This window comes from Pseudomonas sp. p21 (assembly GCF_001642705.1).
Taxonomy (GTDB): Bacteria; Pseudomonadota; Gammaproteobacteria; order Pseudomonadales; family Pseudomonadaceae; genus Aquipseudomonas.
The window spans coordinates 258032-282651 of sequence record NZ_LWBV01000009.1 but is presented as its reverse complement, the minus strand read 5'-3'; the positions used below and the strand labels follow the sequence as shown (position 1 = coordinate 282651).

At 63.8% G+C, this 24620-nt stretch carries 22 protein-coding genes; 11 read left to right on the top strand and 11 right to left on the bottom strand.

Annotated features, from left to right (window positions below):
- Positions 1-142 precede the first annotated feature (142 nt).
- Both A4C63_RS23535 and cysS read left to right on the top strand, forming a co-directional pair.
- Positions 143-1846 (top strand): glutamine--tRNA ligase/YqeY domain fusion protein, encoded by a 1704-nt coding sequence (locus A4C63_RS23535; RefSeq protein ID WP_063914837.1) that lies wholly within the window; start codon positions 143-145, stop codon positions 1844-1846.
- A gap of 9 nt (positions 1847-1855) precedes the next feature.
- On the top strand, positions 1856-3238 hold the full coding sequence (gene cysS / locus A4C63_RS23530) for a cysteine--tRNA ligase (RefSeq protein ID WP_063914836.1): 1383 nt from the start codon (positions 1856-1858) through the stop codon (positions 3236-3238).
- 121 nt (positions 3239-3359) lie between these two features.
- On the opposite strand, the gene A4C63_RS23525 is transcribed toward cysS, so the two are convergent.
- The 3 genes from A4C63_RS23525 to csiR all read right to left on the bottom strand — a co-directional run bounded on the left by A4C63_RS23525 (position 3360) and on the right by csiR (position 6306).
- Positions 3360-4751 (bottom strand): HAMP domain-containing sensor histidine kinase, encoded by a 1392-nt coding sequence (locus A4C63_RS23525; protein ID WP_063914835.1) that lies wholly within the window; start codon positions 4749-4751, stop codon positions 3360-3362.
- Entirely contained in the window at positions 4729-5409 is a 681-nt protein-coding gene (locus A4C63_RS23520) for a response regulator transcription factor (RefSeq protein WP_025338946.1), read from the bottom strand. The genes A4C63_RS23525 and A4C63_RS23520 overlap by 23 nt, the downstream gene beginning before the upstream one ends.
- 201 nt (positions 5410-5610) lie before the next feature.
- The gene (gene csiR, locus A4C63_RS23515) at positions 5611-6306 is read right to left on the bottom strand and encodes a DNA-binding transcriptional regulator CsiR (protein ID WP_063914834.1); all 696 of its coding nucleotides are present in this window, start codon (positions 6304-6306) and stop codon (positions 5611-5613) included.
- A 196-nt stretch (positions 6307-6502) separates the two neighbouring features.
- Between csiR and glaH the strand changes: the two genes are divergently transcribed.
- The 5 genes from glaH (at position 6503) to hemB (ending at position 12551) form a co-directional block, all read left to right on the top strand.
- Complete coding sequence (glaH, locus tag A4C63_RS23510) at positions 6503-7480, top strand: glutarate dioxygenase GlaH (protein ID WP_063914833.1); 978 nt, start codon at positions 6503-6505, stop codon at positions 7478-7480.
- Between the two features lie 114 nt (positions 7481-7594).
- Positions 7595-8845 carry an L-2-hydroxyglutarate oxidase gene (gene lhgO / locus A4C63_RS23505; RefSeq protein ID WP_063914832.1) on the top strand — a complete coding sequence of 417 codons (1251 nt, stop codon included), beginning with the start codon at positions 7595-7597 and terminating at the stop codon, positions 8843-8845.
- Between the two features lie 151 nt (positions 8846-8996).
- On the top strand, positions 8997-10388 hold the full coding sequence (gabP, locus tag A4C63_RS23500; protein WP_063914831.1) for a GABA permease: 1392 nt from the start codon (positions 8997-8999) through the stop codon (positions 10386-10388).
- 87 nt (positions 10389-10475) lie between these two features.
- Positions 10476-11369 carry a PA4780 family RIO1-like protein kinase gene (locus A4C63_RS23495; RefSeq protein ID WP_063914830.1) on the top strand — a complete coding sequence of 298 codons (894 nt, stop codon included), beginning with the start codon at positions 10476-10478 and terminating at the stop codon, positions 11367-11369.
- A 207-nt stretch (positions 11370-11576) separates the two neighbouring features.
- Complete coding sequence (hemB, locus tag A4C63_RS23490; protein WP_063914829.1) at positions 11577-12551, top strand: porphobilinogen synthase; 975 nt, start codon at positions 11577-11579, stop codon at positions 12549-12551.
- 52 nt (positions 12552-12603) lie between these two features.
- On the opposite strand, the gene A4C63_RS23485 is transcribed toward hemB, so the two are convergent.
- From A4C63_RS23485 to A4C63_RS23475, 3 genes are all read right to left on the bottom strand, one after another.
- Positions 12604-13305, bottom strand: a complete 702-nt coding sequence (locus A4C63_RS23485; protein WP_063914828.1) for a YoaK family protein — start codon at positions 13303-13305, stop codon at positions 12604-12606.
- Between the two features lie 9 nt (positions 13306-13314).
- Positions 13315-13944 carry a riboflavin synthase gene (locus tag A4C63_RS23480; RefSeq protein WP_063914827.1) on the bottom strand — a complete coding sequence of 210 codons (630 nt, stop codon included), beginning with the start codon at positions 13942-13944 and terminating at the stop codon, positions 13315-13317.
- 152 nt (positions 13945-14096) lie between these two features.
- A complete protein-coding gene (locus tag A4C63_RS23475) occupies positions 14097-15014 on the bottom strand; it encodes a LysR family transcriptional regulator (protein ID WP_063914826.1) in 918 nt (305 codons plus the stop codon).
- Between the two features lie 120 nt (positions 15015-15134).
- Between A4C63_RS23475 and A4C63_RS23470 the strand changes: the two genes are divergently transcribed.
- The 4 genes from A4C63_RS23470 (at position 15135) to mqo (ending at position 19575) form a co-directional block, all read left to right on the top strand.
- Positions 15135-15893, top strand: coding sequence for a 5-oxoprolinase subunit PxpA (locus A4C63_RS23470; RefSeq protein WP_063914825.1), 759 nt, complete (start codon positions 15135-15137; stop codon positions 15891-15893).
- A 58-nt stretch (positions 15894-15951) separates the two neighbouring features.
- Positions 15952-16839, top strand: coding sequence for an allophanate hydrolase subunit 1 (locus tag A4C63_RS23465; protein WP_063914824.1), 888 nt, complete (start codon positions 15952-15954; stop codon positions 16837-16839).
- Positions 16836-17807 carry a biotin-dependent carboxyltransferase family protein gene (locus A4C63_RS23460; RefSeq protein WP_063914823.1) on the top strand — a complete coding sequence of 324 codons (972 nt, stop codon included), beginning with the start codon at positions 16836-16838 and terminating at the stop codon, positions 17805-17807. Before A4C63_RS23465 ends, A4C63_RS23460 begins: the two co-directional genes overlap by 4 nt.
- A 187-nt stretch (positions 17808-17994) precedes the next feature.
- Complete coding sequence (mqo, locus tag A4C63_RS23455; protein ID WP_063914822.1) at positions 17995-19575, top strand: malate dehydrogenase (quinone); 1581 nt, start codon at positions 17995-17997, stop codon at positions 19573-19575.
- Positions 19576-19722: 147 nt separating this feature from the next.
- Here the strand turns inward: mqo and A4C63_RS23450 are convergent, their stop codons facing one another.
- Genes A4C63_RS23450 through A4C63_RS23430 form a run of 5 tightly spaced genes read right to left on the bottom strand, consistent with a single transcriptional unit; the run spans position 19723 to position 24593 of the window.
- On the bottom strand, positions 19723-21243 hold the full coding sequence (locus A4C63_RS23450; protein WP_063914821.1) for a glycosyltransferase family 39 protein: 1521 nt from the start codon (positions 21241-21243) through the stop codon (positions 19723-19725).
- Between the two features lie 3 nt (positions 21244-21246).
- Entirely contained in the window at positions 21247-21519 is a 273-nt protein-coding gene (locus A4C63_RS23445) for a lipid-A-disaccharide synthase N-terminal domain-containing protein (protein ID WP_016486575.1), read from the bottom strand.
- A complete protein-coding gene (locus A4C63_RS23440; protein ID WP_063914820.1) occupies positions 21516-22259 on the bottom strand; it encodes a glycosyltransferase family 2 protein in 744 nt (247 codons plus the stop codon). The genes A4C63_RS23445 and A4C63_RS23440 overlap by 4 nt, the downstream gene beginning before the upstream one ends.
- A 34-nt stretch (positions 22260-22293) precedes the next feature.
- On the bottom strand, positions 22294-23268 hold the full coding sequence (locus A4C63_RS23435) for an NAD-dependent epimerase/dehydratase family protein (RefSeq protein ID WP_063914819.1): 975 nt from the start codon (positions 23266-23268) through the stop codon (positions 22294-22296).
- Positions 23256-24593: a UDP-glucose/GDP-mannose dehydrogenase family protein gene (locus tag A4C63_RS23430; protein WP_063914818.1), complete on the bottom strand. Its 1338-nt coding sequence runs from the start codon at positions 24591-24593 to the stop codon at positions 23256-23258. Before A4C63_RS23430 ends, A4C63_RS23435 begins: the two co-directional genes overlap by 13 nt.
- Between the last annotated feature and the right edge of the window lie 27 nt (positions 24594-24620).

Genomic DNA, 24620 nt, shown 5'->3' with positions numbered 1-24620 from the left:
TTTGCCAGGCTGCGGCAAAAAGCCGTGATAAATCACGCCAGTTTGTCCGGGCCCGACTGTCAGCAGCTTGACTGCTTCGGCTATGATAGGCCCTTTGATTCAATCGGCCTACCCAGGCCGGACACGTGCATTCAAGGATCCTATGAGCAAGCCCACTGCCGACAACGCGCCCAACGCCGCTGCCAAAGGCGCCCCCGCTGTCCCTGCGAACTTCCTGCGGCCGATCATCCAGGCCGACCTGGACTCGGGCAAGCACAGCAGCATCGTCACCCGTTTCCCGCCGGAGCCCAATGGCTACCTGCACATCGGTCACGCCAAGTCGATCTGCGTCAACTTCGGCCTGGCCAAGGAATTCGGGGGTGTCTGCCACCTGCGTTTCGACGATACCAACCCGGCCAAGGAAGACCAGGAGTACATCGACGCCATCCAGAGCGATGTCAAGTGGCTGGGCTTCGACTGGGCCGGCGACGTGCGCTACGCCTCCGACTACTTCGACCAGTTGCACGATTGGGCGGTCGAGCTGATCAAGCGTGGCAAGGCCTATGTCTGCGACCTTACCCCTGACCAGGCCAAGGAATACCGCGGCAACCTCAAGGAGCCGGGCAAGAACAGCCCGTTCCGCGAGCGCAGCGTGGAAGAGAACCTCGACCTGTTCGCCCGCATGAAGGCTGGCGAGTTCAAGGATGGCGAGCGCGTGCTGCGGGCCAAGATCGACATGGCCTCGCCGAACATGAACCTGCGCGATCCGATCCTGTACCGCATCCGCCATGCCCACCACCACCAGACCGGTGACAAGTGGTGCATCTACCCCAACTACGACTTTACCCACGGCCAGTCGGACGCAATCGAGGGCATCACCCACTCGATCTGCACCCTGGAGTTCGAAGGGCATCGTCCGCTGTACGACTGGTTCCTCGACAACCTGCCGGTGCCAGCTCACCCGCGCCAGTACGAGTTCAGCCGCCTGAACCTGAACTACACCATCACATCCAAGCGCAAGCTCAAGCAGCTGGTTGACGAAAAGCACGTCGAAGGCTGGGACGACCCGCGCATGTCGACCCTGTCCGGCTTCCGTCGCCGTGGCTACACCCCGGCCTCTATTCGTAACTTCTGCGAAATGATCGGTACCAACCGTTCCGACGGCGTGGTCGACATGTCGATGCTCGAGTTCAGCATCCGTGACGACCTGGACCGCACCGCACCGCGTGCCATGTGCGTGCTGCGCCCGCTGAAAGTGGTCATCACCAACTATCCGGAAGGCCAGGTCGAGCAGCTCGAACTGCCGCGCCACCCGAAGGAAGACATGGGCGTGCGCGTGCTGCCGTTCTCCCGTGAGCTGTACATCGACCGTGACGACTTCATGGAAGAGCCGCCGAAGGGCTACAAACGCCTGGAACCGGCCGGTGAAGTGCGCCTGCGCGGCAGCTACGTGATCCGCGCCGACGAGGCGATCAAGGATGCCGACGGCAACATCGTCGAGCTGCGCTGCTCGTACGACCCGGACACGCTGGGCAAGAACCCGGAAGGCCGCAAGGTCAAGGGCGTGATCCACTGGGTGCCGGCCGAGGGCAGCGTCGAGTGCGAAGTGCGCCTGTACGACCGTCTGTTCCGCTCGCCGAACCCGGAAAAGACCGAGGAGGGCGGCAGCTTCCTGGACAACATCAACCCAGGCTCGCTGCAAGTGCTCAGCGGCTGCCGTGCCGAGCCGTCGCTGGCCCAGGCGCAGCCCGAGGACCGCTTCCAGTTCGAACGCGAAGGGTACTTCTGCGCCGACCTGAAAGACAGCCAGCCGGGTCGCCCGGTGTTCAACCGCACTGTCACCCTGCGTGACTCCTGGGGCAGCTGAGGAACCGCCGTGCTTACCATCTACAACACGCTGAGCAAAGCGAAGGAAGTCTTCAAGCCGCTGGATGGCAACAAGGTACGCATGTACGTGTGCGGCATGACCGTGTACGACTACTGCCACCTGGGCCATGGCCGCAGCATGGTGGCCTTCGACCTGGTCACCCGCTGGCTGCGCAAGAGCGGCTATGAGCTGACCTACGTGCGTAACATCACCGACATCGATGACAAGATCATCAACCGGGCCAACGAGAACGGCGAAAGCTTCGACGCCCTGACCGCCCGCATGATCGACGCGATGCACGAAGACGAGCGCCGCCTGAACATCCTGCCGCCGGACCAGGAGCCGCGTGCCACCGACCATATTGCCGGCATGCACGCGATGATCCAGACCCTGATCGACAAGGGTTACGCCTACGCCCCGGGCAATGGCGACGTGTACTACCGCGTCGGCAAGTTCGTCGGCTACGGCAAGCTGTCGCGCAAGAAGATCGAAGACCTGCGCATCGGTGCCCGTATCGAGGTCGATGAAGCCAAGCAGGACCCGCTGGACTTCGTGCTTTGGAAGGGCGTCAAGCCGGGCGAGCCGAGCTGGGAATCGCCATGGGGCCCTGGGCGTCCGGGCTGGCACATCGAGTGCTCGGTGATGTCCACCTGCTGCCTGGGTGAAAGCTTCGACATCCACGGTGGCGGCAGCGACCTGGAGTTCCCGCACCACGAGAACGAGATTGCCCAGAGCGAGGCGGCCACCGGCAAGCAGTATGCCAACGCCTGGATGCACTGCGGCATGATCCGTATCAATGGCGAGAAGATGTCCAAGTCGTTGAACAACTTCTTCACCATCCGCGACGTGCTCGAGAAGTATCACCCGGAAGTGGTGCGCTACCTGCTGGTGGCCAGCCACTACCGCAGCGCCATCAACTACTCGGAAGACAGCCTGCGTGACGCCAAGGGCGCACTGGAGCGCTTCTACCACGCCTTGCGCGGCTTGCCGCGGGTGGCGGCCAAGGGTGGCGAAGAGTTTGTCGAGCGCTTCAGCGTGGCCATGAACGACGACTTCGGCACCCCCGAAGCCTGCGCCGTGCTGTTCGACCTGGTGCGCGAAATCAACCGCCTGCGCGACAGCGACGTGGAGGCCGCTGCCGGCCTGGCCGGTCGCCTGCGCGAGCTGGGTGATGTGCTGGGTGTGCTGCAGTTGGAAGCCGATGACTTCCTGCGTGCTGGTGCCGAAGGCAAGGTGGATGCCGCTGAGGTCGAGGGCTTGATCCAGGCGCGCCTGCAGGCACGTGCGGACAAGAACTGGGCCGAGTCCGACCGTATTCGCGACCAGCTGACCGCCATGGGGGTGGTGCTGGAAGACGGCAAGGGTGGTACTACCTGGCGTCTGGCTGACTAATCGGCGTAAATGGGGCTGCTTTGCAGCCCATTCGCAGCACAAGGCTGCTCCTACAAGGGAACACGTGTCCCTGTAGGAGCAGCCTTGTGCTGCGAATGGGCCGCATGGCGGCCCCCAGCCTTTACTTGGGCAGCCCGGCAAGCGGGCAGTGCAACACCAACCTGGCCCCACCCAGTTCGCTGTCCCCCACCTCCAGCCCGAATCCATGCAGGTCGACGATCGCCGCAACGATCGACAACCCCAGTCCGAACCCCGCATGGCGGTGGCCTTCATCGCTACGGTAGAAGCGCTTCAGCACTGCCGCCCGTTCCTCTTGCGGAATACCCGGCCCGCTGTCCTCGATGGCCAGGTGCAGGCCCTTGTCATCCTGCGTCGCAGCAATCCGCACCAGCCCACCCTCGGGCGTGAACTTGATGCCGTTACCCACCAGGTTGGCCAGCGCCTCGAACAGCAGCTCGCGGTCGCCGTGCAGTGCTGGCAGCTCATCTGGTTGCAGCAGTTCCAGGCGAATGCCGCCATCTTCGGCCAACGGCAGGTAAAAGTCGTGCAACTCCACCAGCAGTTCGTGCGGGTCAAGCTGGACGAAACCGGCCCGACGCTGGCGGTCTTCCAGTTCACTGATGCGCAACAACCCGCGAAAACGCGCCATCAGGGTGTCGGTTTCGCCGATGGCCTGGTCCAGCGCCTCTGCCTGGGTGGAGTCGACGTCACTTTGCTGGCGAATGCGGTACAGCTGGGCGCGCAGGCGCGTGAGCGGGGTGCGCAGGTCGTGGGCGATGTTGTCGCACACGCCCTTGACCTCATGCATCAGCCGCTCGATGCGGTCGAGCATGGCGTTGACGATGGCCGCCAGCATGTCCAGCTCGTCACGCCGGGCTGACAGCGGCAGGCGGTGGGTAAGGTCACCGGCGACGATCAGTTCGGCCTGGGCCTGGATCGCGCGGATGCGCTTGAGCGGTCGGCGCCTTAGCAGGTACCAGCCGGCAAACCCCGGGATCAGGGTCAGCGAGATCCCCCAGAGCAGGGCATGCAGGATGATCCGGGTGACCACGAACAGCGAGCCGTTGTCGCGCACCAGCACCAGCCAGCGGCCATCCTGCACCTTGATTGCCACCGCGTCGCAGCTGTCACGCGGCATGTGCGGGTCGTCGGCGTCCAGGCAGCGCTTGAGTTCGTGAACCTTGCCGTCCAGCCCCAGCTCTGGCGGGACGGCACGAATGCGCCCGCCGATCGGGTTGAGCTGGTTGTCGAACAGGCCATAGGCGTCGAAGCTGCGTTCCTCGAAGGCCTGGCTGGCGACCAGGGCGTCGTCCAGCTGTTTGCCGCTCATGTGTGCGAACAGGTGCTGGCGCTGCAGCATGGAATGGCGGGTGAGTTTGTTCAGGTAGCTGGACACCTCGAAGTACAGCACCCCCATGAGGATGCTGCTCCAGGCCACGAACAGAAAGCTGTACAGCGCCAGCAGGCGGCTGGTCGAGGAGCTCCAGCCCTTAGACGGGTTCAGCAATGGCATAGCCGGAGCCCCGTACTGTACGGATCAGCGGCGACTGGCCGGGTGAGTCGATTTTCTTGCGCAGACGGCCGATGTGCACGTCAATCAGGTTGGTGCCCGGGTCGAAGTGGTAGCCCCAGACTTCCTCGAAAATCATCATCCGCGTGATCACCTGGCCGCTATGGCGCATCAGGTACTCCAGCAGCTTGTACTCGGTGGGCAGCAGGTTGAGGGTTTGTTCGCCGCGGCGGGCTTCGTGGCTGATCAGGTCCAGTTGCAGGTCGGCGACCTGCAGGCGGGTCTGGGTCATGGGCACGCTGTTGCGGCGCAGCAGTACTTCCACTCGTGCGGCCATCTCGTCGGAGGCGAACGGCTTGGTCAGGTAGTCGTCACCCCCGGCACGCAGGCCGCGCACCCGCTCGTCGACATCGGAGAGGGCGCTGATCATCAGGATCGGTGTGGCGATCTTGAGGCTGCGCAGGGTGGTAACGATGGTCAGCCCATCGACCTCGGGCAGCATGCGGTCGAGGGTGATCAGGTCGTAGCCGCCGGCAATGGCCTTGGCCAGGCCTTCACGGCCATTGTCGGCCCAATCCACCTCCAGGCCGTGGCTGGTAAGTTCGGCGACGATTTCCTGGCCGGTGACGGCGTCGTCTTCGATGGTCAGTACGCGAGGCATGCTGGTTCCCGGGCATCTAATGGAGACTTGATTGTGCCAAAGAATAGCCAAACGGCGATTTAAGAAAAATTCATCTAGCGTCTTTTGCCTGCACTGGCCTCTTCGCGGGTAAACCCGCTCCCACAGGTGCAGCGTCGCCCCCAAAGAGTGGTGACATCCCTGTGGGATCAGGTTTACCCGCGAAGCAGGCGCCGTGGTGTTTCAGCGTGCGCCAATCCCTTCGGCATGCATGATCTGCGCAATGATCGGCACCGGGGTCATCAGGTGCGAACGCATCATGGCACTGGCGCGCTTGGCGTCACGGGCCAGAATCACTTCGACCAATGCAGCATGCTCCTGGCGCTTGAGCTCCAGGGCCTGTTCGGAAAATACCGTCTGGGTCAGCCACAGGTGCCGGTAGCGTTCGGCCTGGTCGAACAGATAGGTGCGCGCCTGCAGCAGGTGCTTGGAGCCGCAGCCCGAGGCAATGGCAGTGTGAAACGCCTTGTGCCGCTCGTCCCATACATCCAGGCGCTGTTCGCGGGTCTTCACTTCCACCACCTTGGCCAGGGTATGCGAGTGGGCCAGTACCGACGCCTCCCAGGCGTCGTCGCCACGCTCGATGGCCAGGGTGATGATCATCGCCTCCAGGTTGGCGCGGGCATCGTAGATGTCGTTCATCTCGTCCAGCGACATGGGCGCCACGCGGTAGCCCTTCTGGCTGATCGCGTTGACCAGGTGCTCGGCCACCAGCTGCGACAGCGCTTCGCGCAGCGGGCCCACGCCCAGGTCGTAGCGGTCCTTCAGGGTGCTCATCAACAGCTTTTCTCCGGGCTTGAACACGCCGCGGATGATGTCCTTCTTGAGCCTCTCATACCCGCTGAATGCTGAGTTTTGTCGGGGGGCGAGCGCTTCCAAGATCCTGTTCCTCAAACGGTTTTGTCGATCATACCGAAAGCGTTCGCTGGCGAAAAACAATGGACAAACAAGTGTTTTGTCGCCGAACAACAAAAATGTAGACATTTTAAGTTTGTGGCGATATTTTTACCTCGCCCGCACTGATCCAGCTCATGCCCGGACGGCGCCACCCACTTTTCTTTGCCAGGACACTGCCATGAACGCTTTTACGCAGATCGACGAACTTGTGATGCCACTGCCGCTCGAACCGCGTGGTTACACCATCGCCCCCTCGAAACAGTCGCCGCGCCTGCTTGAACTCACTTTTGCCCGCGAAACGGTCGAAGCGTTCGTCCAGGCCGTTGCCCAGTGGCCGGTGCAAGCGTTGGAGTACAAGTCGTTCCTGCGCTTTCGGGTTGGCGAGATCCTCGACGAGCTGTGCCAGGGCACCCTGCGGCCGGTGCTGCTCAATACCATCCTCAATCGCGCCAGCGGCGGCATGCTGATCACCCCGGTCGGCCTGGATGACGTGAGCCAGGCCGAGGACATGGTCAAGTTCACCACCGCCTGCGCACACCTGATCGGCCGCTCCAACTACGACGCCATGAGCGGCCAGTTCTATGCCCGCTTCGTGGTGGTCAACACCGACAACTCCGACAGCTACCTGCGCCAGCCGCACCGGGTCATGGAGCTGCACAACGACGGCACCTTCGTCAACCAGATCACCGACTACGTGCTGATGCTGAAGATCGACGAAAAGAACATGGAAGGCGGCAACTCGCTGCTGCTGCACCTGGACGACTGGGAGCAGTGCGACGAATTCTTCCGCCACCCGCTGGCTCGTCGCGAAATGCGCTGGACCGCACCGCCGAGCAAGAAGGTGTCCGAGGATGTGTTCCACTCGGTGTTCGACACCGATGCCGAAGGCCGCCCGACCATGCGCTACATCGACCAGTTCGTGCAGCCGGAGAACTTCGAGGAGGGCATCTGGCTGAACGCCCTGTCCGAATCGCTGGAAGGCAGCGATAAGAAGCTGTCGGTACCAGTGGGCGTGGGTAGCTTCCTGCTGATCAACAACCTGTTCTGGCTGCATGGTCGCGACCGCTTCACGCCGCACGAAGGCCTGCGCCGCGAGCTGATGCGCCAGCGTGGCTACGTAGCCTTCCCCAAACCGCTGTACCAGCGCGGGCAATAATGACAGGGCGCGGGGCGGGCGCCCGCCCACGCGTCTTTGCACAAAACGATGCCATCAGGGCCCGCGCGGGCCATGGTGAGCCAGTCAGGCAATGCCTGCGTGTGAGGTAAGGCTGTGTACGATTTCATCATCATTGGCGGTGGCATTGTGGGCATGTCCACGGCCATGCACCTGATCAAGGTCTACCCGGACGCGAAGATTCTCCTGCTGGAGAAAGAGTCCGGCCCGGCCCGCCACCAGACCGGCCACAACAGCGGCGTGATCCACGCCGGCGTGTATTACACCCCCGGCAGCCTCAAGGCGCGCTTCTGCCTGGAAGGCAACAAGGCCACCAAGGCCTTCTGCACCCAACACGGCATCCGCTTCGATGAGTGCGGCAAGCTGCTGGTGGCCACCAACGACCTGGAAATGCAGCGCATGAAAGCGCTGTGGGAGCGCACCGCGGCCAATGGCCTGGAGCGCTACTGGCTGTCGGCGGCCGAACTGCGCGAGCGCGAGCCCAATATCGTCGGCATGGGCGGCATCTTCGTGCCCTCCAGCGGCATCGTCAATTACGCCGAAGTGACTGCGGCCATGGGTGCCGAGTTCCAGCGCGCCGGCGGCGAAATCCGCTATGGTGCCGAGGTGGTCGGCCTGCAGGAACTGGCCAGCGAAGTGATCGTGCGCACGCAGGGTGACGAATTGCGCAGCCGTTTCCTGGTGACCTGCTCCGGCCTGATGGCTGACCGCGTGGTGAGCATGTTGGGCTTGCGTACCGAGTTTGTCATCTGCCCGTTCCGCGGCGAGTACTACCTGCTGCCCAAGCAGCACAACCAGATCGTCAACCACCTGATCTACCCGATTCCCGACCCGTCCATGCCGTTCCTGGGTGTGCACCTGACACGCATGATCGACGGCACCGTCACCGTTGGCCCCAACGCCGTGCTGGCGATGAAGCGTGAGGGTTATCGCAAGAGCGACGTCAGCCCCAGCGACCTGTTCCAGACCCTGACCACCCCCGGCATCCTCAAGGTGCTGGCGAAGAACTTCCGCCCGGGCCTGATCGAGATGAAGAACTCGCTGTTCAAGGGCGGCTACCTCAAGCAGGTACAGAAGTACTGCCCGAGCATCACCAAGGCCGATCTCACGCCTTACCCGGCCGGCGTGCGTGCCCAGGCCGTGTCGCGTGACGGCAAGCTGATCGACGACTTCCTGTTCGTCAACACCGCACGCAGCGTCAACGTGTGCAATGCGCCGTCGCCGGCCGCCACCTCCGCCATTCCGATCGGCGCCTACATCGTCGACAAGGTCTGTGAGCAGGTTGGCCACCAGGGCAGCGGTTTCCCCAAGGCCGACCTGGCACCCCGTCGGCGGGTTGCCGGCTGACCTACCGGTAATACGTTCTGCGGTTTCGTTTTACTCAACCCGTACTGCCCTACTCACCATCTAGGGCAGGGCGGGCTTTTTCGCGCCTGCGTCGGTGACGTGCAAGCCGGCGGCCCCCGCGTGGGCATGACAAAAACAACAAGGTAGCGCCATGCAAACCCACAAGAACAATTTGAGTCATGGATTGAAATCACGGCATGTCACCATGCTGTCCATTGCCGGCGTGATCGGTGCCGGCCTGTTCGTCGGCTCCGGCCGTGCAATTGCCGAAGCAGGGCCCGCCACCATCCTGGCCTATATCCTGGCCGGCGCACTGGTGGTGCTGGTGATGCGCATGCTGGCCGAAATGGCCGTTGCCTCGCCGGACACCGGTTCGTTCTCTACCTATGCCGACCTCGCCATTGGCAAGTGGGCCGGCTACACCATCGGCTGGCTGTACTGGTGGTTCTGGGTACTGATCATCCCCATCGAGGCCAATATCGCCGCCACCATCATCAATTCCTGGGTCCCGCAGATGGAGATCTGGGTATTGTCGCTGGTGATTACCCTGTTGCTGACCGCCACCAACCTGTTCAGCGTGAAGAACTACGGTGAATTCGAGTTCTGGCTGGCGTTGGTGAAGGTGGTGGCCATCGTCGGTTTCATTGCGCTGGGTGTGTGCGCCATCTTCGGCCTGCTGCCAGGCTCCGGTGTCAGCGGTGTGTCGCGCCTGTGGGATAGCGGCGGTTTCATGCCCAACGGTTTTGGTGCCGTACTGAGTGCCATGCTGATTACCATGTTCTCGTTCCTCGGGGCCGAGGTGGTGACCATCGCCGCGGCCGAATCCGACGAAGCAGGCAAGCATATTTCCAAGGCCACCAACTCGGTGATCTGGAGGATCACCCTGTTCTACATCCTGTCGATCTTCATTGTCATCGCGCTGGTGCCGTGGACTGACCCACGCCTGGCCACCGAAGGCTCTTATGTCACGGTGCTGGACACCCTCGGGGTGCCGAATGCCAAGGCCATCATCGACTTCGTGGTGCTGACGTCGGTGACCAGCTGCCTCAACTCCTCGCTGTACACCGCCTCGCGCATGGTCTATTCGCTGAGCCGCCGCGGTGACGCCCCTGCCTGCGCCCAGGTGACCAGCCGCAGTGGCACGCCGGTGGTGGCGGTGCTGCTGTCTACCGGTGCGGCGTTCCTGGCGGTGATCGCCAATTACCTGGTACCGGCCAAAGTGTTCGGCTTCCTCATGGCAAGCTCCGGCGCCATTGCCCTGCTGGTGTACCTGGTGATCGCCGTTTCCCAACTGCGCTTGCGCCAGCGCCTGACCGCACAGGGCAAGACATTGGGCTACCGCATGTGGCTGTTCCCGTGGCTGACCTGGGGCGTGATCCTGTTCATCAGTGGCGTGCTGGTGCTGATGCTGTTCCGCCCGGACCACCGCCTGGAAGTGGTATCGACCATGGTGCTGGCGGTGCTGGTGGTGTGTTCCGGGCTGCTGGTGACACGGCGTCGGGCGCGCGGGGTGGCGGTTGGCAGTGTAGGGCAGGGCGCCTGAGACGTTCGCCCTGAAGACAGACGAGCAAGTCGCATCAGGCTGTGAGAGGATGTCCGCCAACACAGCCAGGACCCCGAACGCAGCCTGATGAAGACACCCAAAAGAATCGAACCCCTGATCGAAGACGGCCTGGTCGACGAAGTACTGCGGCCGTTGATGAGTGGCAAGGAAGCCGCCGTGTATGTGGTGCGCTGCGGCAGCCAGGTACGCTGCGCCAAGGTCTATAAAGAAGCCAACAAGCGCAGTTTCCGCCAGGCCGCCGAGTACCAGGAGGGCCGCAAGGTGCGCAACAGCCGCCAGGCCCGGGCCATGGCCAAGGGCAGCAAATACGGCCGTAAAGAAGCCGAAGACGCCTGGCAGAACGCCGAAGTGGCGGCACTGTTCCGCTTGGCCGGCGCTGGCGTGCGGGTGCCCAAGCCCTACGATTTCCAGGACGGCGTGCTGTTGATGGAGTTGGTGACCGATGCCGACGGTGACGCGGCCCCACGCCTGAACGACGTGCACCTCGACGCCGAGGATGCCCGGGCGTTCCATGCCTTCGTCATTCGCCAGATCGTGCTGATGCTGTGTGCCGGGCTGGTGCATGGCGACCTGTCGGAGTTCAACGTGCTGCTTGGTCCGGACGGGCCAGTGATCATCGACTTGCCGCAGGCTGTGGATGCAGCGGCCAACAACCATGCCTTCAGCATGCTGCAGCGCGATGTGGCCAACATGGCCCACTACTTCGGGCGCTTTGCGCCGGAGCTGAAAAGTACCCGGTATGCACAGGAAATGTGGGCCTTGTACGAGGCGGGCGAACTGCGCCCGGACAGCCCGCTGACGGGGCTGTTCGAGGATGACGAGCAGGCGGCCGACGTGGCCGGGGTGATGCGCGAGATAGATGCAGCGCGGCTGGATGATGCGCGCCGGCGTGCCGCGCGGGTCGAGGCCGAGCATGGGGTGGCCAGGGCAGAGGAGCCTGCGCCGCCCTGGCTGCAGTAACAGGTTGCTTGCAGTGGCCTCTTCGCGGGTAAACCCGCTCCTACAAGTACAGCGCGAATCCTGTGGGAGCGGGTTTACCCGCGAAGAGGCCGGCCCAGGAAAAATGCAGCCATTGCTTTTGACGCAAGACAATATCTCGTCATCTGGCCTTTTCACTGGCGCGAGACAGGCATAAGGTATACGCCGTTCAAATTCCCTGGAGCTGTCATGTCCAACCAATTCCCGTCCGTTCGTCCACGCCGCCTGCGCCAGAACGAGTCCCTGCGCACGATCTTCCAGGAAACCGAGTTCCGCCTTGAAGACCTGATCCTGCCGATCTTCGTCGAAGAGGGCATCGATGACTTCGTGCCGATCACCAGCATGCCGGGCGTCAACCGCATCCCCGAGAAGCTGCTGGCCCGGGAAATCGAGCGCTATGCCCGCGCCGGTATCAAGTCGGTAATGACCTTTGGCGTTTCGCACAACCTGGACGCCGTTGGCAGCGACACCTGGAACGAAAACGGCCTGGTGGCGCGCATGTCGCGCATCTGCAAGGACACCGTGCCGGAAATGGTGGTGATGTCCGACACCTGCTTCTGCGAATACACCAGCCACGGCCACTGCGGTGTGTTGCACGACCATGGCGTGGACAACGACGCCACCCTGGCCAACCTGGGCAAGCAGGCAGTCATCGCCGCCGCTGCCGGTGCCGACTTCATTGCCCCGTCGGCGGCGATGGACGGCCAGGTCCAGGCCATCCGCAGCGCGCTGGATAGTGCCGGTTTCCACGATACCGCGATCATGGCCTATTCCACCAAGTTTGCCTCGTCGCTGTATGGCCCGTTCCGTGAAGCCGGTGGTACCGCGCTGAAGGGCGACCGCAAGAGCTACCAGATGAACCCGATGAACCGCCGCGAAGCCGTGCGTGAGTCGCTGCTCGACGAGCAGGAAGGGGCGGATGTGCTGATGGTCAAGCCGGCCGGTGCCTACCTCGACGTGATCGCCGATATCCGCGCAGCATCGCGCCTGCCGCTGGCGGCCTACCAGGTGAGCGGCGAGTACGCGATGATCAAGTTCGGCGGCCTGGCTGGTGCCATCGATGAAGGCCGGGTGGTGCGTGAAAGCATTGGCGCGATCAAGCGTGCCGGTGCCGACCTGATCCTCACCTACTTCGCCATGGACCTGGCCCGCGAAGGCATCTGATTTCAGTGCGCGCCGCTTTCGCGGCGCATCGCCAACCAGCTCCCACAGGTGATCAGCGCGGCATGTAACCGCGCTGCCAGGCGCCCGGGATGAAGCGCGACACCATGGCCAGTACGCAGGCCAGTGCGCAGCTGCCGGTCAGTGCCAGCAGGCCCAGGTGGTGTTGCAGCCAGGCACCCAGCGCGGCACCCAGCAGCATGCCGGCCCAAGGCACCAGTTGCACCCGCCAGCCATTGCGCCGCTCGCCCAGCAGCCAGCGCCCCAGGCCACGACCGAAGCGCGACAGGGCACCGGTGACGTAGGTCAGGCCGATAGGCAGGCCATTCACCTGTTCGACCACGGCATTGATCATGCCCATGGCCAGTGTGGCCGCGAGCAACGCCGGAAAAGTGACCGCCAAGGGCCATGCCGCCGCGAAGGCCAGCAGGGCGGCGACCACCAGCAGCATCGGCCAGGCCCGACGGCGGAAGCCGCGCGCCAGCAGCACGCCCAGGGCGTTGCCAGCGACGAAGCCCAGCACCGCAGCACTCAGGCGCAGCACCAGAGCCAGGTCCGCCTCGCTGATGGCGACGGCCAGGCGCGTGGTATTGCCACTCATGAACGATACGAAGTCGCCCAGGGCCAGCAGGCCAATGGCATCGGTCATGCCGGCCAGCACCGACAGGCCGGCGACCAGGCCAAGGCCGACACGGCCACGCAGAATTTGCAGGCGCAGCCGTTTGGCTGTGCGTGCGGGGAGGGCGGTAGGCAGCATGGGCGGGTCTCAGGGCAGCAGTTTTTCGCGGGCCAGGGTGCCTTTGATGGTGCGCTCCACCACATCGACCAGGACCATGGTCTGGTGGTCCACTTCGATATTGAGCAGCTCGCCGGCCTTGTAGCTGGAGAAGGTAGTCTGGCGCAGGGTTTCCGGGATCAGGTTGATGGTGATCACGTTGTCCTCGACATCGGCGACGGTCAGGCTGCAGCCGTTGACCCCGATGAAACCGCGCGGGAACACGTACTTGCCCCATTCCGGTGGCATGCGGAACTTGATGAAGGCACCGGTTTCCTTGATCGACAGCTCGACGATTTCGGCGGTGGTGGCGATGTGGCCCGCCATCAGGTGGCCACCGACTTCGGCGTTCATCTTCGCCGAGCGTTCAATGTTGACGCCCTGGCCGGCCTTGAAGTTGCGCAGGTTGGTGCGCTCGAGGGTGGCGGTCATGGCGTCGAACCTGACCTGGGTGCCGTCGATTTCGGTGACCGACAGGCAGGTGCCCTCGACACTGACGCTGGCGCCGATCTTCAGCTCGTCGAGCAGTTCCGGGGTGAGGTCGATGGTGAACTGGTTGTGGCCCGGGTAGGTGGTCACATCAAGCAGAGGGCGGACGGCCTGGACGATGCCGGTGTACATGGAGTTGCTCCTGGGCACAGTAAAGAAAACTTCCGAACGCTATGCCCGTGGAGCGGTAAAAGCAAGCCGGCCTTGGTCTGGATACTTGAAAGCTACGCGGCCCCTGTGGGAGCGGGCATGCCCGCGAAGAGGCCGGGCCTGCAAAAACCTGGTCAGCGCCGTGCCGACAACTGCTGCGGCGCCAGAAATGCATCATGGAAGTAATTGCGCACGGCCTGCATCGCCGGGCTGAACGCCCGTTCCCGGTGCCAGGCCAACCCCACGCTCATCGGCGTCACCGGGTCGCTGATGGTCACCGTCTCGATACGCTTGCCCTCCAGCGACCACGGGCGGTGCACCAGGTCCGACAGGATCGCCACACCGCTGCCATTGGCGACCATACTGCGCACGGCTTCCACCGAACTGGTCCGCACCCGCACTTTCGGCCGCTGCCCGGCCTGTTCCCAATAGCGCATGGCGCTTTGCTCGGCTTCATCCACGGTCAGCAGGATGAACGGCTCGCAAGCCACATCGGCCAGGCTTACCGCCGAGCGCTCGCACAGCGGATGGTGGCCGGGCAGCCACAGGCGGCGTTCGGAGTTGAACAGGGTTTCCGAGACGATGTCCGGGTGGGTGAGGTTGGCGGTGAGCACTACCGCCATGTCGAAACGCCCCTCCAGCAGGCCTTGCTCGATGGCGCTGCGCTCTTGTTCGTAAAGCTCCAGGGTCACGTCCGGGTGCCAGTGTTCCAGGCGTTGCAGGTGATGCGGCAGGAAGTAGCCGATCACCGTATAGCTTGCTGCCAGGCGCAGCAGGCCGCTGGCGCGCACATCCGGCAGCGGGCTGTTAAGTGCATCGTCCACGCTGCGCAGGATCACGTAGGCGCGGTTCAGGAAGTGCCGACCGGCCTCGGTCAGGCTCATGCCCTGGGCCGAGCGCTGGAACAGCATCACGCCGAGCATCGCCTCCAGCTCCTTGATCGCCGTGGTCACGGCAGACTGGGAAATGTTCAGGTGGATCGCCGCCTGGGAAATCTGGCCGATCTCGGCGGTGGCGACGAAGTAGCGGACCTGGCGCAGGGTCAGTGACACGGTAGGCTCCCTGGGTATCTGATTTTCCGAAGACACCCTATCTGTTTATAGATCTTCCCAAGGGGGTGCGGAGAATCTAACGTGGCTTGCATGCAGTCACAAGTGCCAGGAGAGACAGTCATGCAGGTGGTGGATTTCAACTCGGACATGGGGGAGGGCTTTGGCCCGTGGACCATTGGCGACGGCGTCGACAACGAGCTGATGGGCTACATCAGCACGGCCAACATCGCCACCGGCTTCCATGCCGGTGACCCCGGCACCATGCGCCGCACCGTCGAGCGGGCCAAGGCCTTTGGCGTTGCTGTGGGGGCGCACCCTGGGTTCCGCGACCTGGTCGGCTTCGGCCGCCGGCACATCAATGCCCCGGCCCAGGAACTGGTCGACGACATGCTCTACCAGCTCGGCGCACTGCGTGAAATTGCCCGCGCCCAAGGCGTGCGCCTGCAGCACATCAAACCGCACGGTGCGCTGTACATGCATCTGGCACGTGACGAACAAGCCGCGCGGCTGCTGGTGGAAAACCTGCGGGTGATCGAGCCGGAGCTGCTGCTGTACTGCATGCCGGGTTCGGTGATCTGCCGCATTGCCCAGGCACTGGGCCAGCCGGTGATTCGCGAGTTCTACGCCGACCGCGAGTACGACCTGAGCGGGTCGATCGTGTTTACCCGCAATGTGCGGGGCTACGAGCCCAGGGCCGTTGCTGAGCGGGTGTTGCGGGCTTGCCAGCAAGGCGTGGTACGCACGGTCGAGGGGCAGGACCTGGCCATCGAGTTCGATTCCATCTGCCTGCACAGTGATACCCCAGGTGCACTCGACCTGGTCGAGGCCACGCGCAAGGCGCTGGACGCTGCCGGTATCGTGGTACGCGCGCCACGCTGAGCCTGTGCAGTTTGCTTTCGCCTGCCTTTCTATAAAGACTCCAAGAAAAGGAACAGTCATGGCCGAACCGCTTGTTACAACCCCGATCCGCTACAGCTTTGGCGCCGACGAGCACCTGTTTGCCGAAGTCAGCGAGAGCATGTCGCTGGAGGCTTTTTTCAAGGGTATGGCCGTTACCCGAGCGGTGGAACGGCTGGCCCTGGATGGCGTGCTGGATGTGTGCCTGGCCAACGCCTCGTTCCAGATCCGCTTCGACCCGGACCGTATTGCGCCGCAGGCGCTGCTGGCGGCGGTGCGTGGGGCTGAAGCGCAGGCGGTGGCCGAGCGCTCGTTGCAGACGCGGATCATCGAGATTCCGGTGCTGTACAACGACCCCTGGACCCATGAAACGCTGATGCGTTTTCGTGACCGCCACCAGGACCCGGGCAGTACCGACCTGGAGTACGCCGCGCGGGTCAACGGCCTGGCCGATGTCGAGGCATTCATTGCCGCACACAGCGGCGCACCGTGGTTCGTGTCGATGGTGGGCTTCGTCGCTGGCCTGCCGTTCATGTTCCAGATGGTCGAGCGCGAGCGGCAACTGCAGGTGCCCAAGTACCTGCGCCCGCGTACGGACACCCCCAAACTCACCCTCGGCCATGGCGGCTGCTTCGGGTGCATCTATTCCGTGCGCGGGGCCGGCGGCTACCAGATGTTCGGCGTGACCCCGGCGCCGATCTACGACCCGCAGCAGACACTGAACTACCTGAAGGAGCATATGGTGTTCTTCCGCCCGGGAGACATCGTGCAGTTCAAGCCCATCGATCGCCGTACTTACGACCAGGCGGTAGCGAATGTAGCAGAAGGCCGTTTCGACCTGCGCATTCGCCCGGTGGAATTCTCCCTGGACGCGTTCCTCGCCGACCCGGTCGGCTATCCGCAGACCCTGCAAGAGGTGCTGGCATGATCAAGGTACTCAAACCCGGCCTGGCTACCTCGGTGCAGGACCTGGGCCGCGAAGGCTACTACCACCTGGGCATCCCGCCGTCCGGCGCTCTCGATCAGTACGCCCTGAGGGCGGCCAACCACCTGGTGGGCAACCCGGCCGGCACCGCGGGCCTGGAGTGCGCGCTGGTGGGGCCGGAGCTGGAGTTTCAGCAGGATGCACTGGTGGCGGTGTGCGGTGCGCAGATGCCAGCCTTGCTCGATGGCCGCGAGCAACGCCCGGACACCGCATTTGCCGTGCGTGCCGGGCAGGTGTTGCGTTTCAGCTTCCCTACCGCAGGCGCCCGGGCGTATCTGGCGGTGGCCGGTGGTATCGATGTACCCGAGGTGCTCGGCAGCCGCTCCACCTATGCGCTGGGTGCATTGGGTGGCTTCCATGGGCGCAAGCTGATGGCGGGCGACCTGTTACCGGTCGGCGTACCCAGCGGCAAGACCCGCGCCGGTGCAAGCCTGCCGATGGCCTTGCGTCAGGCCCTGGGTGGCGAGGTGGTGCTACGGGTGGTGCCGGGGCTGTATTTTCACCGCCTGACCAAGGCTGCGGCGCAGAGCTTTTTCACCGAAGCCTGGACGGTCGGTTCCGAGGCAGACCGTATTGGCTATCGCTACAAGGGCGGCAGTGCCTTGAGCTTCCAGCCGCGCGAGCAGCCGTTCGGGGCCGGCTCGGACCCGTCGAACATCGTCGACAGCTGCTACCCGATCGGCTCCATCCAGGTACCGGCGGGGCTGGAGCCGATCATCCTGCACCGTGATGCGGTGTCGGGTGGCGGCTACGCCATGATCGGCACGGTGATCAGCGCCGACCTGGACCTGATCGGGCAGATGCAGCCCAACCAGCAGGCGCGGTTCCTGGCGGTGAGCCTGGAGGATGCGTTGGAAGCACGGCGCTCGTACAAGAAGAAGCTGGGTTTTCTGGCCAGGTTGTTTGGCTGATTGACCGGTGCGGTGCAGCCGGTGCCATGCACCGCGTCGCGTTCTTCGCGGGTGAACCCGCTCCCACAGCGCGCTTACGGAATCTGTTGGCCTGGGAAACCATATCAGCATGCCCTCCGGCATTACCCGTCCATTGGCCTAAGCTTGTGGCTTGAATCATGGACAGCAGCGATGCACGGGAGAGGTTATGAAGATTACCATCAAGCCGCTACTGGCGCTGACCGGGCTGACCTTGGCATTCGGCATGCTCGATGCCCAGGCAGCGGAAACCAGAAAGGTCGATGTCATGCTGGTGGGCGGCGGCATCATGAGTTCAACCCTGGCCGTCTGGCTCAATGAGCTGGAGCCGGGTTGGTCGATGGAAATGGTCGAACGCCTGGACAAGGTCGCCGAAGAAAGCTCCAACGGCTGGAACAACGCCGGCACTGGCCACTCGGCCCTGGCCGAACTGAACTACACCCCGGAGAAGGACGGCAAAGTCGATATCAGCAAGGCGGTGGAGATCAATGAGTCGTTCCAGGTCACCCGGCAGTTCCTCGCCTGGCAGGTGAAGCAGGGCGTGCTGAAGAACCCGCATTCCTTCATCAATACCACCCCGCACATGAGCTTCGTCTGGGGCGACGACAACATTCGCTTCCTGAAGAAACGCTACGAGGCGCTACAGGCCAGCCCGCTGTTCAAGCCCATGCAGTACTCCGAGGACCACGAGCAGATCCGCAAGTGGGTACCGTTGATGATGGAAGGCCGCGACCCCAACCAGAAACTGGCCGTGACCTGGACGCCGATCGGCACCGACGTCAACTTTGGCGAGATCACCCGGCAATACGTGGGTTACCTGCAGACTCGGCCGAACTTCGACCTCAAGCTGTCGAGCGAGGTGCAGGCCATCACCCGCAATGACGACGGCTCCTGGCATGTCGAGTACAAGAACCTCAAGGACGGCAGCAACGCGGCTACCGACGCCAGATTCCTGTTCATCGGCGCTGGCGGCGCGGCGCTGCCGCTGCTGCAGAAGTCGGGCATCGATGAAGCCAAGGACTATGCCGGCTTCCCGGTCGGTGGTTCGTTCCTGGTCACCGACAACCCGGTCATCGCCCAACGTCACATGGCCAAGGCCTACGGTATCGCTGCCACCGGCGCACCACCGATGTCGGTGCCGCATCTGGACACCCGCGTGCTCGACGGCAAGCGCATGATCCTGTTCGGGCCGTTCGCCACCTTTTCGACCAAGTTCCTCAAGCAGGGCTCGCTGCTTGACCTGTTCGCCAGTGCCAGTGTGCACAACGCCTGGCCGATGGTACGGGTCGGGGTACGCGAGTTCGACCTGGTGCAGTACCTGATCGGCCAGGTGCTGCAATCTGACGATGACCGTTTCGAAGCGTTGCGCACCTACTTCCCCGGGGCGAAAAAGGAAGACTGGCGGCTGTGGCAGGCGGGCCAGCGGGTGCAGATCATCAAGAAGGACGAGGCACTGGGTGGCGTGCTCAAGCTCGGCACTGAAGTGGTGACGTCCAAAGATGGCAGCATTGCCGGGTTGCTCGGGGCTTCGCCCGGCGCCTCGACCGCGCCGCCGATCATGCTTGAGGTGCTGAGCAAAGTGTTCAAGGACAAGATGGCATCGCCGCAGTGGCAGGCGAAGATCAGGCAGATCATCCCGTCCTATGGCATTCGCCTGAATGACCACCCGGACCAGGTGCAGAAGGAGTGGGCCTACACCAACGAGGTGCTGCAACTCAATCCTCCTGAGAGTGCCGTTATGCCTTTGTAAAGCAACGTCCGGCCCTTCGCGGGCACGCCCGCTCCCACAGGATCCTGCTAATTCAATGAGGTATGTGCAGTTCTATGAGAGAGGGATGCCCGCGAAGGGCTGCAAAGCAGCCCCAATAGAGCCTGCAGAAGCTTTGACTGACAGGCCCTAAGGCGAGCCCGCCCAGTCGAAGCGGTAGACGTGACTTGGGGCTGTGGCCTTGCACTGGCCGTTATCGGCATCGGCGCCGACCACATACCACTCGGCGCGCGAGGTCTCGCCCAGCCTCTGTGCCTTCTCGGCAGCGAAGCAGCGGCCCAGTTCCGAAGCCGGGATCAGGGCGAAGGCCGTGGGGTTGTGGCGCAGCCAGTAGGCGGCCGCATCTGCCTTGGACTGGCCGGTGAAGCCGAAGTGCACGATGGGTTGCCGGGCAAACAGCCAATGCCCCTCGCGCCAGTCGACCAGCACCAAGTCGGCGCCGCCGGTGGCCCGTGCGGCTTCACTCATCAAGGTCTCATGCGGGTTGCGGCCTTCCTTCAGCGGCTCGACGAAGCCGCGCGCGAACCACAGCGCGAACCATGCCAGGGCCACGACCGTGAATGCCCTGCGCCAGGCCGGTCGGCGCTGCAGCCAGCGCTTGAGCAGCCACGGCAGCAGTGGCGCGATGGCCAGCACCAGCCCCGGCAGCGCCGGGAAGATGTACAGCTTGCGCTTGCCGCTGCTGAGGCTGAAAAACAACAGCACCAGCGCCACCCAGCCAAGCAGCAACAGGAAGCGCCCGTCGCGTTTTTGCAGCTGCCGGCGCCAGGCCGGCACCAGCCAGGGCAGGGCCAGCACCAGTGGCAGCCAGTATTTGGGGATGACCATGACGAAGAAGTACCAGAACGGTTCGCGATGGTCCCAGGCATTGGCATAACGGCTGGCGGTCTGGCGCAGCAGGATTTCCTTCAGGTAGGCCAGCTCCGCCTCGCCACCGCCATGGGCGATCGATACCAGCAGTGGCAGCAGCCACACCGCGCAACCGGCCAGCAACCACAGCAGCCCCAGGCTCCAGCGCCAACCCTGGCCGGGCATGGCCACCACCCCGTGCCAGCGCTGGCGCACCGCCAAGGCATAGGGCAGCAGCATCAGCGCCGGCACAAAGCCCACGCCCTTGCTGATGATGCCCAGGCCCATGGCCGCGCAGGCCAGATAGAACCAGCCCCAGGCCGGCCCCAGCAGCAGATGGCGAACCATGCCGTAGAAACCCAGCGCCACCCACAGGCACAGAAAGCTGTCGATCTGCCCGGTGCGCAGGATGCTGTAGCTCTGGTAGGTGGCCAGGAACAGTAAGGCGGCAATCACGCCGATGCGCCGGTGCCACAGGCGTTGCCCCAGGTCATGCAGCACCCAGGTGATGGTCGCCGCCGACAGCAGCCCTGGCAGGTACAGGGCAACCTTGGGCGAGCCGGTCAGGTGGCTGAACAGGGCCACGGTCCACATGAACAGCGGCGGCTTGTCGCCGTAGATTTCCGCCGCCCGGTGCGGGATGAACCAGTTGCCGCTCTGCAGCATTTCAAGGGCGACGCCGAGAAAGCGTTCTTCATCCACATTCATCGGCTGGCGCCAGCCGATGCCCGCGCCTACCAGCAACACCGCGAGGGCAATCAGGGCCAGGCGTTCGGCCCTTAGCGTCTTGAACCTTGGCAAGGGCTATTCCTTCTGTTCCTGGTGGCGGGCGATCAGTTGCAGGTTGCGCAGGTAGACCAGGAAGCCGAAGCTCTGGCCGATGATGAACACCGGGTCCTGGCGATAGATGGCGTAAGTCAGCAGCAGTGCGCTGCCGAGCATGCTCAGGTACCAGAAACCCACCGGGATCACGCTGCGGCGCTTGAACTCGCTGTACAGCCACTGCAACACGAAGCGCCCGGTGAATACGGCCTGGCCGGCGAAGCCGATGATCAACCACAGGGTTTCTCGGGTCATCCTTCCAGCTCCTGGGGATGCGTGTCCAGGCGGGTGCGACGGATCAGCCACCAGACCCCGAACAGGTCGAGGATACCGACCAGGGCGCGGTCCAGATTGCCGTACTTTGACACCCCGGCATGACGTGGCCGGTGGTTGACCGGGTGCACCAGCATACGGCCGTTGTGGCGCAGGATCAGTGCCGGGATGAAGCGGTGCATGTGGTCGAAATAGGGCAGGCGCAGGAAGGCCGCGCGCTCGATCAGTTTCAGCCCGCAGCCGGTATCTGGTGTGGCGTCCTTGAGCAGGCGGCTGCGCAGGCCATTGGCAAGGCGCGAGGCCCAGCGCTTGCTGGCGCTGTCGCGGCGGTTGATCCGGTGCCCGGCCACCAGCTTGACGCCACCGGCCAGGCCCTGGTTGGCGCGCACCAAGGCCAGCATGCCGGGGATGTCTGCCGGGTCGTTCTGACCGTCGCCGTCCAGGGTCGCCAGCCAGCGACCGCGCGCAGCCTGGGCGGCATGCCACAGTGAGGTGCTCTGGCCCAGCGAGCGCTCGTGGCGGAGGATGCGCAGTTGCGGGTAACCCTGGCTTTTCAGTTGCTGCAGTACGCTCAGGGTGCGGTCGCTGCTGCCGTCATCGACCACCAGCACTTCATAGTCTTCAGCCGCCAGCGCGGTGCGTATTTCCATCAGCAGTGATGGCAGGTTGTCGACCTCGTTCTTGGCGGGGATGAGTACCGAGAGGTCAAGTGGATCTGTCATGAGGCTACCTGTGATCTTGTGGTGATTGCACGGCTCAAACCCGGTAGAAATCCCGGTACCAGCCAACGAAGGCGTCGACGCCGTGTTCCAGCGATGTGTCCGGGGTGTAGTCGATCCAGCGCGCCAGCGAGCCGACGTCGGCCCAGGTTTCCAGCACGTCACCCGCTTGCAGCGGCAGGTAGTCGCGCCGGGCCTTGATGCCCAGTGCACGCTCCAGGTTTTCGACGAAGTGCAGCAGCCGTACCGGCTGGCCTCGGCCGATGTTGAACAGCTGGCAGGGCGGTTGCCCCTCAGCCGGCAGTGGCGGCTTCAGGCGCAAGCGCACGATGCTCTCGACGATGTCGTCGATGTAGGTGAAGTCGCGCCCCATCAGGCCGTTGTTGTAGACCTCGATCGGTCGGCCCTCGAGCATGGCGCGGGTGAACTTGAACAACGCCATGTCCGGGCGGCCCCAGGGACCGTAGACGGTAAAGAAGCGCAGGCCGGTGGTCGGTAGCCGGTACAGGTGTGCGTAGCTGTGCGCCATCAGTTCATTGGCGCGCTTGCTGGCGGCATACAACGACACTGGTTGCTCGACCGGGTCGTCGACGCTGAACGGCAGCTTGGCGTTGGCGCCGTACACCGAACTGCTGGAGGCGTAGATCAGGTGGCGGGGGGGCTGCTGGCGGCAGGCTTCGAGGATGTTGAGAAAACCGACCAGGTTGGCCTGGCCATAGGCACCAGGGTTGTCCAGCGAATAGCGCACCCCGGCCTGCGCCGCCAGGTGGATAACTTCACTGAACGCCTGCCCGGCGAACAGCTGTTGCAGTTCGCTCGGGTGGGCGATGTCGAGGGTGTGGAAGCGGAAATTGGCAAAGCCGAACAGCTGCTGCAGGCGCGCCAGCTTCAGCTGGACGCTGTAGTAGGCATTGAGGTTGTCGATGCCGACCACCTCGATGCCTGCCTCGCACAGGCGCCGTGCAACGTGGTAGCCGATGAAGCCGGCCACGCCGGTAATCAGTACGGGCATGCTGGCTGCACCTGGCCACGGCCGATGCCGTAGTAAGTCAGACCGGCGGCGGCCATGTGCTCGGGTTCGAACAGGTTGCGCCCGTCGAACACCACCCGGTCGGCCAGTTGTTGCGGCACCTTGTCCAGGTTGAGCACACGGTAGTCCTGCCATTCGGTGACGATCACCAGGGCATCGGCGCCGCGCAGCGCATCCTCCTTGCACGGCACCAGTTGCAGGTCGGCGCGCGGGCCATAGTGGCGCTGGATCTCTTCCATGGCCTGCGGGTCGTGGGCCTGCACCCGCGCACCGGCTGCCCACAGCGCTTCCAGCAGGACCCGGCTGGAGGCTTCGCGGATGTCGTTGGTATTGGGCTTGAACGACAACCCCCACAAGGCGAAGACTTTGCCGCGTAGGCCACGTGGGTAGTGGCGCTGGATCTTGCTGAATAGCCGGCCCTTTTGCTGCTCGTTGACCGACTCCACCGCACGCAGCAACTGCGGCTCGAAGCCTTCGGCCTCGGCGCTGCGACGCAGGGCTTGCAGGTCCTTGGGGAAGCACGAGCCGCCAAAGCCGCAGCCGGCGTAGATGAAGTCGTAGCCGATGCGCGGGTCCGAGCCGATGCCGCGGCGCACCATTTCGATGTCGGCGCCCAGGTGCTCGGCCAGGTTGGCGATTTCGTTGATGAAGGAGATCTTGGTCGCCAGCATGCAGTTTGCCGCGTACTTGGTCAGCTCGGCACTGCGCGCATCCATGACCATGAGCTTTTCGCGGTTGCGGCTGAACGGCAGGTACAGCTCGCGCAGCAGCTCTACCTCGGCGGGCTCCGCGCCCCCAATGATGATGCGCTCCGGGCGCATGCAGTCATCGACTGCCGAGCCTTCCTTGAGGAACTCGGGGTTGCTGATGACGTGGAAGCGGCTGGTATCGGCCACGGCCTGGGCGATGCGCGCCTTGATGCGCTGCACCGTGCCGACCGGTGCGGTGGATTTGTTGACGATCACCTTGGGGCCGTCGGCATGTTCGAGGATGCTGTCGACCACGGCGAATACGTGCTTCAGGTCGGCGCTGCCATCGGCTTGTGGCGGGGTGCCGACGGCGATGAACTGCAACCTGGCGTAGTTCGCCGCTGCGCTGGCGTCGGTGGTGAAGCGCAGGCGACCGCAGGCCAGGTTCTTCTCCAGCATCGGCGCAAGGCCGGGCTCGAAGATCGGACAATGGCCTTCATTGAGGCTGGCGACCCGCTCGGCGTCGACATCCATGCACAACACCGAGTGCCCCACCTGTGCCAGGCACACTGCCTGGGTGAGGCCGACATAGCCTGTACCGAAAACCGTGACCTTCATTTGACAGCTCCTTGGCGAGAAAGCTGA